Raw genomic sequence first — 12740 nt, 5'->3', positions numbered from 1 at the left:
GCATAATCACTCGATGGCACCGACTCCCCTGGGCACACTGAGAACCACCGACACCGGCTTCGCCCTCGAATTGAGCAGAACCATCTCGGCACCACGTGAGGACGTATGGGCACGCCTCACCGAATCGTCCCGGACGGCACTGTGGTTCGGTCCGTGGGAGCGGATCTCGCACAACACCGTTCGCGTCACGATGGCATTCGAGGAGGATGCGCCCGCGTCGGACATGATCATCGACGCGTGTGAGCCGCCGGGCCTCCTGGCAGTGCGGATGACCGGCGAGGGCCAGTGGCCTCTCGAGGTCCGTCTGACCGAGCGAGGCCATGGGACCGTTCTCGTGCTCGTACACCGCTGCGCGAGCACGGACGGTCTGGGAGAGATCGGACCGGGGTGGGAGTACTACCTGGACATGTTTGTCGCGGCCGGAAACGGCGACCCACTCCCGAGTTTCGACGACTACTACCCATCCCAGCAGGAGTACTATTCGTCGCTGCGCCCGCAGTGAATCAATGGTGTCGGAGCGCGTCGATGAGCTCCTCCTTCTTCAGTTTCGAGTAACCCTCGAGGCCCAGTTCTTTGGCCCTGTCGGTCAATTCGTCCACGGTCCAGTCCTCGTAGGATCCGGACTTCCCTCCCTTCTCACCGATCTGATCCCTGCCCTCCTTCGCGGCCGCGTTCGAGATTCGAGCAGCCTTCTCCTTCGAGTTGCCCTCTTCTCGAAGCTTCTCGTTCAGGGCCTGATCCTTCAGTTGCGGCTGGTCCCCGGTTTCGTTCTTCTTCGCCGGCATCGAACTTCCTCTCGCTGGACTGCATCGACTTATCGAATGCGCTACCCGGTCTGCACGACGACAAACCTCGTTCCGCGACAGACGAGTGGTGTGCACCGAGCGTCATCGGGTAAGCGATCGAGATGCACTTCGATCGATCGGCCTCTGCGGGCCGAGACAACACCGGCCACCACGACACCACCGACGCAGACGATTCACCGCTCTCGGTAGGCGTGGTCAGTGATGACGGCTTCGCGTCGAACGTCGCGTCCGCCATCATCGAGAAGTTGCCCGACCACGCGATGATCGACGGGCACCGGCGGGAACTACGGGTGTCCGGAGCGTCGGTTCCGCTCCCACCCACCGCGACCGGTGCCGCCCCACTCGGTCAGTGGCTGGCATCGGTGCAAGCCACCGACAACTACGACATCGTGTTGTGTGTGTCGGAGGTACCTCGCCGTCTCGGGTCGCGCCCGGTGATCGCCGAGATTCGCGGTGGCACGACAGGCGCGCTGTATGTGCCCTCATTCGGAACGCTTGCGGTCCGGCGACGCGCCGTCACCGCCGCTCTCGCGGTGTTGCACGAGTTGATCGAAGCCGACGACCCCTCTCGGCAGCCGCGAAGATACTCTCGGTCTCGCTGGGCTCCGAGCGATTCCGGGGAAGGTGCCGAAGTTCTGCTGACGTCGAGCATGTTCGGCCGAACCAGGTTGGTATCAGGGATGATTCGGTGTAATCGTCCGTGGAGATTGGTTCCCACTTTGTCGGGTGCGCTTGCTGCCGCGAGCGCGGCGTCCGCCTTCGGCGTGTTCTACGCGAGCATCTGGCAGATGGCAGCGTCGATGAGCCTCGGACGACTGGCGATGATCGGCGTCACCGCGGTGATGGCCATGACGGTGTGGGTCATCTTCCCCAATGGGTTGTGGGAAAAACGCTCGTTCCGAAGCTCGACGATCGATCGCTGGATGTACAACGCAGCCACCCTCGGAACGGTTCTGACCGGTGCGCTCTGCATGTATGCGCTGCTGTTCGCGGTCGTGCTGTTCTCGGCAGCAGTGGTCATTTCACCGGACTTCCTGACAACGCAGATCGGTCGCGACGCGACTCTCGGCGACTACTTCGCCCTGGCATGGCTTGCCGCTTCGCTGGGCACGGTGGCAGGCGCGGTCGGCTCCTCAGTGGCAGATCGCGAGGACATCCTCGGTGCCACCTACGGTCACCGCGAACTCATTCGTCGAGAGTCGGCTACCGCGTCTTCGTAACCACCGACGAACCCTCGGCGTTGTGAGTGAGAACAACAAGATGTGGGTACGTTCGGGATATGCCATACCTCGAACGCGTTGCCGATGTCTTCGTCCTGAACCTCGGAAGTCGAGGTGTCGACGACACCGAGAATCGCATCAGCCCGGATTGGGTTGCCGAGATAAACACCCTGCTCGACGAGGTCGAGGCCAGTTCCGGCGCTGCTGCGCTCGTCACGACAGCGACGGGCAAGTACTTCTCCACCGGAGTGGACCTGTCGTGGGGTGCCGAGAACCTCGACCAGATCAACCGGTTCATCGGCACAGTGCAAGAGATGTTGGTGCGCTTTCTGACACTTCCGATGCAGACGGTCGCGGCCATGCAGGGACACACGTTCGGTGGTGCCGCATTCTTCGTGATGGCGCACGACCACCGAATCATGCGGTCCGATCGCGGCTTCCTCTGCTTCCCCGGTGTCAACATCGGCGCGACCTACAGCCCGGGAACCGTCGACATGGTGCGAGCGAGGCTGGCACCGCACGCCTTCCACGAGGCGCTCACCACCGGCCGCCGCTACGGCGGAGGCGACGCCATGGCACTCGGTTTGGTCGATGCCGTATCGGCCGCCGATTCACTGCTCGACGACGCCGTCGCCCGCGCAGGCGACTTGGCCGGAACTCGTGGCGACGTTCTGGGCGAGATCAAACGCACCATGTACGCCGGTGAGATCCGTTCCCTTCTGACGCCTGTCGCAGGCGTCGACGAAATGGAATGGGCCTCGAACTAGGTGACGCCGTCAGTGCACCACGAGCACCGGACATTCGGCGTGATGCACCAAGTTCTGGCTCACTGACCCCAATATCGCTGCGGTGAAGCGATTTCGGCCACGGCTACCCACGACCAACACCTGAGACGTAGCGGAGATCGACCGAAGTTCGTGTGCCGCAGAGGCACCGACGGACACTGCCCGAACCGGCACCGACGGATACTTGTCTCGGTAGGCGTCGACGTTGGCCTGCAACCACTGTCGTTCCGCCTCACGAAGGTGCTGCCAGTCGACGGAGGTGCCGTAGTCGAGTTGGTCGGTCTCGTGCACGGCACCCACGTGGACGGCGAGCAGCTCTGCATTCAGGATGCTCGCAAGCTCGAATGCTGCGGACAGTGCGCGCTTCGACGGCTCTGATCCATCGACCCCCACCGCGACGGGTGCCGGTTCGGATCCCGAGTCGCGACGCTCGTGCCACACCAGCACCGGGCAGGTCGCGGCGTTGACGATTGCCGTCGGCGAATACCCGAAGACGATGTCGCGCAGTGGACCCGACTGGCACGCGCCGACGACGAGCATCGCCGCGTCCGCGGAGAGCGCCTCGGCCATACGTGCAGCCGACAGCTCCGATACCTCCGATTCGACCGCCACCTGGGGATCGACTCCGTGCACCACCTCGACAGCGCGAGCGAGTACGCCTTCACCCTCCTGCCGCAGACGCGTCGGGAAGTCGGTGGTGTTCAGCTCGGCGGCGACGGCCGCACTCCACTCGTCTTTCGGTGCACCGTGGACGAGGCGCACCGATGTCGAGGCCGCCCCGGCGAAATGCGCCGCCCATTCGGCCACCCCCCTTGTCCGTGGGCGAGCCGTCGACCACGACCGCGAGCGGTCCGTCGAATGTGGTTGCCGCGATCGTGTGGTCCATCGTTCCTCCGTTGGCCGAAGACGGTGTTCTGCGTCGTCTCCTACGATCGACGCTTCGTCCACGGCCCACTAGGGCATTTGGCCACCGTGATTGCGGGCACTTCGGGTCGGAACGGCTATGCCGGGGCAACCAGAGGTGCGACTTCGGTGCCGAGTAGTTCGATGCCGCGCAGAAGGTCGCTGTGGGCCAGCCGCGGATTTGTCATCTGCAACGACAGTCGGTCCACACCGCCCAGTTGTTCGCTCACTCGCAGAATCTTGTCGGCCACCGTCTTCGGATCTCCCATGAAGAACGCGCCGTTCGGACCGGAAGTGGCGTCGAACTGTTGCCTGCTCGGTCGGGCGAATCCACGCTCCCGAGAGATCTTGGTGAACATCTCGTTCCAGCCGGGGTAGATCGTGTCTGCCGCAGCCTGTGTGGTCTCGGCGACGAAGCCGAACACGTGGAGACCCACCTTCAGTTTCTCCGGAGGGTGACCCGCTTGGGCTCCGGCGCGCCGGTACAGATCGACGAGCGGAGCGAACTGTCGCGGTTCGCCTCCGATGATGGCGATCATCAGTGGGAGCCCCAGAAGCCCTGCGCGAGCGAAGGATTCGGGAGTCCCACCGACACCGACCCAGATCGGCAACGGATCCTGCAGCGGACGTGGGTAGATGCCCTGACGGTTCAGCGCCGGGCGGTGCCGACCGGACCAGGTCACCTCGACGTTGTCCCGAATCTGCAGCAGGAGGTCGAGCTTCTCGGCGAAGAGCGAGTCGTAATCGGCCAGATCGAGTCCGAACAGCGGGAACGACTCGGTGAAGGATCCGCGTCCCACGACCAGGTCGATCCGGCCCTTGGAGATCAGGTCGAGAGTGGCGAACTCCTGGAAGACCCGGACCGGATCGTCGGCGCTGAGTACCTTGACTGCGCTGCCGAGTCGAATGTTCTCGGTGCGCGCGGCTGCCGCGGCCAGAATAATCGACGGAGCCGAGTCGTAGTACTCACTGCGGTGATGCTCGCCGATGCCGAACGAATAGAGCCCGACCTGATCCGCGAGGGCGATCTCCTCCAGCAGGTGACCCATTCGCTCCTCGGGAGCGATCACCCGGCCGTCGGTCGGATCGGTCACGGAAGAGACAAAGCTGTCGACGCCCAGATGCATGGTGGGACCTTTCGAGTCGGGATGGTCGCTTGCAACAGCATCAGAGAAGATTCAATTATTCCGATGCGAGTTCGAGCAGGCGACTACTCTCCCCAACTCTTCAGCTCCTCCGCCGCGTAGTACATCTGCTGCGACGCGCCGAAGCGGACGAGCAACTGCTGCTTCTCCTCGTAGAACCAGACCACGGTTCCGTACATACCTGCCATGGGCCCGCTCAGCGGTGTGACTCCGTCGCCTACTCCGAATCCGTCCATGCCTGCACCGTACAGACGGACCGGACCAGGGCCCGAGATCGAAGACCGCGACGTCCGATCCCGTGGTGGCCGACTACGGTTTGGGCAGCAGACAGTCACGTGCTGCAAGGTCGAGCTTCCCGGCCTTCAAGCAAGTCGCCAACGCCGCGACCGGTGGCGCATAACTTGCGCCCGCCACTACCGTGATCTTGCCATCTCGGTCTACCTCACAGGGTTCGTCGATGAGACACTGACCACCGGAAGTGTTGTGCGAGTTGTTGATTCCCATTATCTTGTTGGTCTTCCGATCTATCACAGCCGCACCGGACGCGCCAGGCTGCGAGGAGCATTCCGGTGAGTAGGACATGACGTCTCTCGTTTGGAGCCCGACCTCCATCACGGTGGGGACCACTCGCGCCACCGAGCATTGGACCGACGTTCCGACAGCCGCCGCCACCACCTCGATCTCTTGGCCGACCCTAGCTGGCTCGGGATCCAACATGCGCCCCCGGATACCGAAATCCGCATCGATCTCACCGTAGGTCTTACTCAACTGGAGGAGTGCCACGTCCGTCTCGGTCATCGTCCAATAGACGCGCTTCTCGATTTGCACGGCGGCGATACCTGCGCCTTCCGCATCCGATAGATTGACCGATTCCTGCAAAGGCTTGTCGATATTTGCCCTCCCGAGCACGCTGTCGTCGAGCGAACAATGCCCGTTGGTCAAGAACAAAGCCTTGTCGTCCTTGGACATTCCATCGTCGATGACGAGTGAACCCGAACAGCCGTCGAAGGTGCCCGTTCCAAGGTACGAAATATCCTCGGCAGTCGGCGGCGGGTCTGAATCTCCCGGATTCGCAGAGCACCCGACCACGCCTACGAGAACACTTGCCAGCGCGCTTACTGTGACGATCCGAAACATGAACGTTCGCATACTAGCTCTCCTCCCGCGCCAGGCACTCGGAATCGTACGGAGCGGATCCCTGCAGAAATTCGGATATTCTTTTCGCACCGCATTCGGTGAAAATCGATGCACTGTGCCTAGCATCGTTCGTGGTGAACAACGAGCCATTCAAGATAATTCTGGCTTTTTCGGCTCCGGCATACGGCGTTGTCGATTCGTACCGGTGTGCTCCGATCTGAAGCGGACTGCTCTTTCCCGCCGCGGACCAATCCGGGCGGTCTGTCGAGAACGGCCAACCCGCGCAGATCGAGGACGGCACACGCTCGATCACCAGATTGTCGGCAGGTGTCTCGGCACGCCACTCCATGTATCGATTCCACACGTCGTCCGCATCACGACCACCCTCGGCCAATGCACAGAAGACAGGAGTGTACGACTCGTTCGAGCCGGACAGTTTCGAATCGATCTTGTCATCCGAGAACAGAGGATTGCTTTCTCCCTCTACAGGAATCAGTTTCGACGGCAGTTGTCCGTCTCGCAACGTCAGCAAAGACCGCGCCGCCATCGCAGGCTGGTCGAGCAGCAGCGAGAGTATGTCGTTGCGCATCAGAACGGTGTCTCCGCTCTTGTACCTCGATTCCGCGTCGTCGACGATCTTCTCGACCGAAGCGCGGGTCGATTCCTCGGTGTCCCCGAGGTTGTAGAACCGTTGATTCTGCGCGAGGTACGCAAAGAGTCTTCGATTGGATGCGCGGCTGAGCGCATCTTGGGACACGTAGTCGGAGCCGTCGCGAAACTCCGGATCCAGGATCGAATCCAGCCACATTCGCGAGACTTTGTCGTCGAACATCGCTCGATATGTCATACCTACGACGGTTCCGTAGGACACGCCGTAATACGCCATCTGCTCTTCACCGAGGGCCTCACGAACACGATCGACGTCGCGGGCGATGTTCGGTGTGGTGATCTGACGCACATACTCCGGCTCGCATTCGACCAGTGCCTTGTTGGCCTGGGACGTCCAGTCGAAGCCGGCATCGAAGTCCACCTTTTGGGTACCGGTCACTGTGGGGTACGGAACAGATGTCGGCGGACAGTTCAACGGTGTACTGGCACCAGTGCCTCGGTAGTCGAAACTGACGATGTCGTACTCACGGACCGCTTCCCGTATCGGACGGTTGGCCAACTCCAATGGATACGTGATGGAACCCTGCCCGGGTCCACCTTGATGCGTCATCAACACGCCTCGCCGTTTTTCCGGGTCCGCTGCACGGAGTCGAGAAAACGTGAATTCGATCTTTCGCCCGTCGGGCACGGCGTAATCCATCGGCACTTCGATGGTTGCGCATTCCAACTCTCGAGCCGCAGATCCTCCGCCGCGTGCGTCGATCTTCGAATCGAAGTCCAGGATCACGTCGTTGCAGGGTTTCATGTCGACCCGAGGAGTCGGGGCTGGTGACCATTCGGGCTCGGCCTGGGCTACGCCCGACGTCAGACCAGCCGCGACAACCGAACCGACCACAGCCACTCGGACGCTCCCACGAGTAATTCTCGAAAGTTTCACGCTCCCAATTTCGCCTGCCGATGTCTTCGCACCGTGTTCGTTGCGTCCAGCATCCGTAGCAATTGTTCGTGGAGTCTGTAACAGTCGAATGCAGGGGACCGTCGTGGGAGCGTTCTCCGAGTCAGACTCCGGTGACGAGCCTGGCAATCCACTCGAGCAACTCGGGGTAGGCAGCGATGTTGGTGGCCGTATGGTCGACTGCGGGAACGAGATCGGTTCCGAAGTCGAACTCCCGAACGGTGATGTCGGTACCTTCGGCGGCGCGCCAGCGCTGCGCCAGGAGACGGCTCTGCGCGATCTCGACGGAGGTGTCGTGGAGGCCGTGCACGATCATCACGGGAACGGCGGGCGCGGTGAACCCGATAGTGTTCTGCTCCGTCAGCGGACCCAGCACGGGCCCCGTCATGAGTGCTCCCAGGGAAGAGCCGTCAGCAGTCAGGTCCTCGGACCGCAACGGTCCGTAGGTGAGAGCGTCGACCGTGCAGAAATTTTGTGCCGCATCGAGAGCTGCCCGCCCGCGATCGTTGAACAGTGCCCGAATCTGTTCGGACAGGTCGGGGTGAGCGCCGATCAGGCCGCCGATCGTGTACAGCATCGTCGCGGCGGACTCGGAGCCGTCCTGGCCGTCGACGCGCAGCACAGGATCGGTCGGTGCAGCACCGACGAAGGCACCGACCACGGCCAGGTCGGGCGCGTAGGTGGAGGCGAGCTCTGCGGCGGCGGCCGAAGCAACACCGCCCGCCGAGTATCCGTAGAGCACGACGGGCGCGTCGGTTTCACTTGCTGCCGTCCGGGCCGCGTCGAGCAAAGCGCGGGCGCTGGCAACCCGGCCCAGAAACTCGTATTCGCCAGGGGTTCCGAGCCCTTGGTAATCCGTCGTGACCACCTGGTATCCCTGCGCCAACAACGGCAGCAGCGCCGGCATCGTGGTCGTCAACCCTTGCTCGGACGAACCGGAGCAGCGGTCGGCGATCCCGTAACTACCGGGCGCATAAGCGATCACGGGCCGGGGCCCGGGCCCCCTCCACGCAGGGGTTGGTGTAATCAGAAGTCCCGACACCGCCACCGCACGATCACGGGGATCGGCAGATCGGTACAGAATGCGCTCGGTGTGCGAGCCCAGAAGGTCGAGCTGCGGCACGGGTTCTCGGCGCACGATTGACCCGGATGCGTATGCCTCCAGGCCGACGACGGGCTCACCGTAGAAATCGGCACCGCCGGGAGCCGCCGAGACGGGTGCGGCCGACAGGACGAAAGACCCGACAAGGACGGACACGGCGAAGGTGACGAAAGGCAGTCTCATCTCGCGAGCCAGTATGCGGTCCGAAGTGCGGATCCGCATTCTGTGTCCGTGGATTGCGACACCCACGTCACGGTCGGAAAAACACCACAAAAATGCCCTTGCCAGTGTTTCCACTGGCAAGGGCATCTGTTGTGCGCCATCAGGGATTCGAACCCCGGACCCGCTGTACGAGAGATAACAATTCAGGTGGATGCACCCGCGTCCATCATCGACCCGTTGAGCTGGGTGTTCGGCGAATCGAGTGACCATCGGCGTCCGCGTGAATCCATCTGTATCTGCCACAAAGTGATGAGTAAAAGATGGCCTTCAGCGACCCGCTCACCGTCCATCGGCGTCCCCTAGGATTCGGCATCGTCCAAACGGACCGCCGTGAACTTTCGACTCCACCGCGCTTCAAAGTGATGAGCTCCTACGGACTGCCTTCAACCCCGGCGTCGAGTCGACAATACGCTGCCAACACGCAGCACCGAATAAGACTTGCGAGAAGTAATTTTCCAAGCTCTTGTCCGTCAGTAGTTTCGCAATCCGCAGCTTGGATATCGTCTCCTCCGAGTAGCTGGGGTGGGAAAGTCGAGAGCACTCGACCTCACGTGTGGTACCACCCGCCACGCGGGGGGCGACAGCACTGGCGCGCACGATCGTCATCCGCCGGTGCGAGTGCGACGAACAACTATGCGGAACCTTGGAATTCGACTGCTGTCGATCCCCAACCCAGGCTGCGGACGCATGCGTCGACTCCCGCTGCAGCAGTGATCAGTTCGCGCAGTTCGGTTTCGGTTCTACGTCCGGATCCGTACAAACACAATCGAAGTATGTCGTCCTCACTGTCGTGTTCGTCGTTGGTCGCCGGATCGAGTAGGTCGTTCACTACGACCACTCGACGGGCCGATGCTGCGAGCGACGAAAGTAGCAGGCGCGCATCGGCATCCGGGTACACATCGACCAGATCGACAGCAATCGCAAGGTCAACGGGAGTGTGCAACGGAGCGAACTCGCTCGCGTCGATCCAATGCACTGCGCTGAGCCGCGCCTGGGCGACGTCCACCAAGTTTCGCTGATTCGTGGCAGGAAGCCCGACCAGCGTGATCGCGATATCTGGGCGCATGCGAGCCAAGGTGTCGGCATACACTCCAGCAGCCTCGCCGTACACCGCGACTGTGGCTACTCCGTCGAGATCGATCGCGTCCGGAAGCGCAGGCGCGCGGTAGAGCGCGCCGAATGCGGCTTCTTCGTGGAAGTCGGCGACGAAACCCGGTTCGATGGACTTGGCGGCGAAGCTGTGTGACCGAGCCGGTTTTCCGGTCCTGACGGTTTCTGTGAGTCCCAAAAACGACATTTCCAGCTGGGTGTGGATCTTGTCGTGATGCAGCGCCTGACTCGTGAACGTATCCGGATCGGCGAGAATCGACCCCATCTCGGTCAGTGTGAATCTGTCGCCGTCGGTCGCGAGCAGGTCAAGCAGAACCAGGTGACGCAGCAACTTGGCGGTGGCACCCGCATCGGTGTTGCACTCCGCGGCAATCGCATCGACCGTGTCGGCAACACCGTCGACGGCAGCGAAAATTCCGACGGTGACAGCTGCCCTGATTGCCAACGGAGGCAGCAACTCCGACATCTCGTGCAGACGCGAACCGGAATCCACCTCGACGAGGGCAGGCGCGGCTGCTCTCTCCTCGCGCCTGCGCCAGTATCCCGCGATTTCGACGAATTGCTTGTCGATCTTCTTGTCCTGCTTGGCCCATCGACGAAGCGGCTTGATGGTCAGCGCCTCGCCGGCCACCCACACGTAAGGCTGACCGGTACGCCACTGCGCGGCTTGCACGGCCTCCACAATCCTCGAATCACCACCGTTTTCGGAGCGATACAGCCATGTGATGTCCACGGCAGCAGCTGACGTCAACTCCTGGTGGTGCGAAGGTTCGGCCACCTCGACGACTACGGTGGCCGGCAGATCGGCAGGCAGCTTCTCCAGACAATGGGCGATGGCGGGCAACGCAGTCTCGTCCCCCGCAATCAGGATCCAGTCCACATCACGCGGCAAACTCGCAGAGTGTTTGGGTCCGGCGATCAGAACTTTTTCACCCGGTTGCACAGTGCGCGACCAGGTGGCCGCGAGACCGCCCTCGTGGGCCGCGAAGTCGAGGACCAGCTCGCGCTTGTCTTCGTCGAACCTACGCACGGTATAGGTTCGCCCGTACGGGAACGACCCGGCGGGCCAATCGACTGTGCCGTCGTCGAGATTCGTCGGCACCGGAAACGGCAGGGTTCCGGTGCTGGGATCGACGGGCAAGACCTTCACGTCGTCGTCGAAACCGGTTGTGCGCACTGGAGGTAACGCGACTCCGTCGCGTACGTGCCGGTCCATCGACGGGCCGCCGACGACGACTCTTCGCATCCCAGGAGTCACGTCTTCTACGCGGAGCACGTCGAGCTCACGAAGACAGATGGGAAACACTTGTACCTCGCGGACAGTCCCCGCCATCGAAATTCCCTCTTTCCTTGGTCTGGTTCAGTATTCGCCGAGCGCGACGGCAACCCAGTGCCCGACGGTGGGGTCGGCCGCCAACGTCGGGAAGTCGACGTCCGCAGCACCTGCGGAACGCCATCGTTCCACAAGGTCCATGATCCGGATCGAATCCAAACCCTCGTCCGCCAAGTCGAGGTCGTCACCGATCGAATCCGGTGACCGACTCAAGGCTGCGGCGATATCACCGATGACGATTTCGCGGGTGAGCATGGTGGGACCTTTCTGTGAAGTTACGATTCGGGGGTCGGCAACTTATGCCGCCGACCCCCTTCCGAGGTTTTCGCGGTTCGGCTACGAGGCGAACGTCTGCTGAATCGTGTCCAGGGTTGACATGACTCCGTCGTAATCGGGACGGTAACTCGTCGCGGGCAGCTCGTAGACCTTGTTGTCCGAGAACGCGGGAAGCCCCGCGTATGCGGGATCCTGCTTCAACTCGTCGAGAGTGCGTCCTGCCACCGGAACGACGAACATCACCGGCGCAGTGGCAACGGATCCGAGCAACTCGGGGCTGACGATGAACGAGTCACCCGAACCGTACAGCTCCGGGTTGCCTGCTTTGGTGATGATGTCGTCCGCCTCGAAGCCGACCTCCGACAACAACGTCGGAAGCGCAGCGGTCTGCGGAATGAATGACGGCTCGTTTGTACTGAGCGACAACAGGTACGCGACGGGGGAACCGGGGACGGTGATGGCATCGCTGACCTGGGCGACCTTGTCCTCGTACGCCTGCAGTAGACCGTCGACCTTGTCTGCTTCGCCGGCGGCGTCTGCGACTGCTTCCAGCTCACCCTGCCAGGTGTTGACCGAGGACGGGATCAGTACGGTGGGCGCGATCGCGGCCAACTGATCGTACGCGTCGTTTGCTAGTACTGCGGAATAACCCTGCCCGCCACCGATGATCAGATCCGGGTCGGCCTGAGCAATGGCCTCGATGTTCAGCGCTTCGCCCGCGGGCAGTTCTTTCGTTCCCTGCGCCTTCGCCTTCTCGGCCCACTGCGGAGGGAACCCTCCGTCGAGGTTCGTCACTCCCAGTAGCCGGGTGTCGGTAATGGCGATGGGCGCGTCGAGCGTGTACAGATATCCGGCGAAGCCGGCAGAGAGAACCGCAATCCTCTGCGGATCGGCCGGCACCGTCACATCGCCCCTGTCGGTGGAGATCACACGGGTCTCACTGGTCGTCGACTCACCGGCCGGGGCACCATCGTCACCGTCCGAGCTGGTACTGCACGAGGTCAGACCGAGGGCGATCAACGCTACCGACACACTGGCGAGGAGGCGAATCCCTCGTCGTCGAGGCTTGAAATTGGACACTGCGGGATTGGACACTGCTAAATCCTTTCGGGATTATCGTTTTTCGGTTCAGTCCGA

Annotated in this window: 13 protein-coding genes; 3 read left to right on the top strand and 10 right to left on the bottom strand. The window is 62.3% G+C overall.

The genetic code is table 11. The annotated features are described in order from the left end of the window. Positions 1-13 precede the first annotated feature (13 nt). Positions 14-502 (top strand): SRPBCC family protein, encoded by a 489-nt coding sequence (locus tag CH295_RS18885; RefSeq protein WP_094741634.1) that lies wholly within the window; start codon positions 14-16, stop codon positions 500-502. Position 503: 1 nt separating this feature from the next. Here the strand turns inward: CH295_RS18885 and CH295_RS18880 are convergent, their stop codons facing one another. Continuing rightward, positions 504-785, bottom strand: coding sequence for a DUF7218 family protein (locus tag CH295_RS18880; protein WP_094741633.1), 282 nt, complete (start codon positions 783-785; stop codon positions 504-506). 122 nt (positions 786-907) lie between these two features. Here CH295_RS18880 and CH295_RS18875 point away from each other — a divergent pair, with 122 nt between their 5' ends. Both CH295_RS18875 and CH295_RS18870 read left to right on the top strand, forming a co-directional pair. After that, complete coding sequence (locus CH295_RS18875) at positions 908-2026, top strand: hypothetical protein (protein ID WP_252342106.1); 1119 nt, start codon at positions 908-910, stop codon at positions 2024-2026. 59 nt (positions 2027-2085) lie between these two features. Then, positions 2086-2793, top strand: a complete 708-nt coding sequence (locus tag CH295_RS18870; RefSeq protein ID WP_094741632.1) for an enoyl-CoA hydratase-related protein — start codon at positions 2086-2088, stop codon at positions 2791-2793. Between the two features lie 9 nt (positions 2794-2802). On the opposite strand, the gene CH295_RS18865 is transcribed toward CH295_RS18870, so the two are convergent. From CH295_RS18865 to CH295_RS18830, 9 genes are all read right to left on the bottom strand, one after another. After that, a complete protein-coding gene (locus tag CH295_RS18865) occupies positions 2803-3618 on the bottom strand; it encodes a universal stress protein (protein ID WP_170945978.1) in 816 nt (271 codons plus the stop codon). 194 nt (positions 3619-3812) lie between these two features. Next, entirely contained in the window at positions 3813-4841 is a 1029-nt protein-coding gene (locus tag CH295_RS18860; protein WP_094741630.1) for an LLM class flavin-dependent oxidoreductase, read from the bottom strand. 83 nt (positions 4842-4924) lie between these two features. Further along, positions 4925-5095 (bottom strand): KOW domain-containing RNA-binding protein, encoded by a 171-nt coding sequence (locus CH295_RS27870; RefSeq protein ID WP_170945969.1) that lies wholly within the window; start codon positions 5093-5095, stop codon positions 4925-4927. 73 nt (positions 5096-5168) lie between these two features. Next, a complete protein-coding gene (locus CH295_RS18855; protein ID WP_094741629.1) occupies positions 5169-6008 on the bottom strand; it encodes a trypsin-like peptidase domain-containing protein in 840 nt (279 codons plus the stop codon). Position 6009: 1 nt separating this feature from the next. Beyond that, a complete protein-coding gene (locus tag CH295_RS18850; RefSeq protein WP_170945977.1) occupies positions 6010-7392 on the bottom strand; it encodes an alpha/beta fold hydrolase in 1383 nt (460 codons plus the stop codon). A 271-nt stretch (positions 7393-7663) separates the two neighbouring features. Continuing rightward, the gene (locus CH295_RS18845) at positions 7664-8845 is read right to left on the bottom strand and encodes an alpha/beta fold hydrolase (protein ID WP_170945976.1); all 1182 of its coding nucleotides are present in this window, start codon (positions 8843-8845) and stop codon (positions 7664-7666) included. 670 nt (positions 8846-9515) lie between these two features. Next, complete coding sequence (locus CH295_RS18840; protein WP_094741626.1) at positions 9516-11327, bottom strand: siderophore-interacting protein; 1812 nt, start codon at positions 11325-11327, stop codon at positions 9516-9518. A gap of 27 nt (positions 11328-11354) precedes the next feature. Next, positions 11355-11582, bottom strand: coding sequence for a phosphopantetheine-binding protein (locus tag CH295_RS18835; RefSeq protein WP_094741625.1), 228 nt, complete (start codon positions 11580-11582; stop codon positions 11355-11357). A gap of 81 nt (positions 11583-11663) precedes the next feature. Continuing rightward, positions 11664-12698, bottom strand: a complete 1035-nt coding sequence (locus CH295_RS18830; protein ID WP_094741624.1) for an ABC transporter substrate-binding protein — start codon at positions 12696-12698, stop codon at positions 11664-11666. Between the last annotated feature and the right edge of the window lie 42 nt (positions 12699-12740).

The sequence above is a fragment of the Rhodococcus sp. 14-2483-1-2 genome (genome assembly GCF_002259405.1).
Taxonomy (GTDB): Bacteria; Actinomycetota; Actinomycetes; order Mycobacteriales; family Mycobacteriaceae; genus Rhodococcoides.
This window is presented reverse-complemented; position numbering and strand designations above follow the sequence as displayed.

What these genes read in the sequence shown, in the direction of transcription:
- CH295_RS18845 (WP_170945976.1), bottom strand. Translation starts at nt 8,845, where the DNA reads ATGAGACTGCCTTTCGTCACCTTCGCCGTGTCCGTCCTTGTCGGGTCT.
- CH295_RS18860 (WP_094741630.1), bottom strand. Translation starts at nt 4,841, where the DNA reads ATGCATCTGGGCGTCGACAGCTTTGTCTCTTCCGTGACCGATCCGACC.
- CH295_RS18855 (WP_094741629.1), bottom strand. Translation starts at nt 6,008, where the DNA reads ATGCGAACGTTCATGTTTCGGATCGTCACAGTAAGCGCGCTGGCAAGT.
- CH295_RS27870 (WP_170945969.1), bottom strand. Translation starts at nt 5,095, where the DNA reads ATGGACGGATTCGGAGTAGGCGACGGAGTCACACCGCTGAGCGGGCCC.
- CH295_RS18880 (WP_094741633.1), bottom strand. Translation starts at nt 785, where the DNA reads ATGCCGGCGAAGAAGAACGAAACCGGGGACCAGCCGCAACTGAAGGAT.
- CH295_RS18840 (WP_094741626.1), bottom strand. Translation starts at nt 11,327, where the DNA reads ATGGCGGGGACTGTCCGCGAGGTACAAGTGTTTCCCATCTGTCTTCGT.
- CH295_RS18875 (WP_252342106.1), top strand. Translation starts at nt 908, where the DNA reads ATGCACTTCGATCGATCGGCCTCTGCGGGCCGAGACAACACCGGCCAC.
- CH295_RS18870 (WP_094741632.1), top strand. Translation starts at nt 2,086, where the DNA reads ATGCCATACCTCGAACGCGTTGCCGATGTCTTCGTCCTGAACCTCGGA.
- CH295_RS18835 (WP_094741625.1), bottom strand. Translation starts at nt 11,582, where the DNA reads ATGCTCACCCGCGAAATCGTCATCGGTGATATCGCCGCAGCCTTGAGT.
- CH295_RS18885 (WP_094741634.1), top strand. Translation starts at nt 14, where the DNA reads ATGGCACCGACTCCCCTGGGCACACTGAGAACCACCGACACCGGCTTC.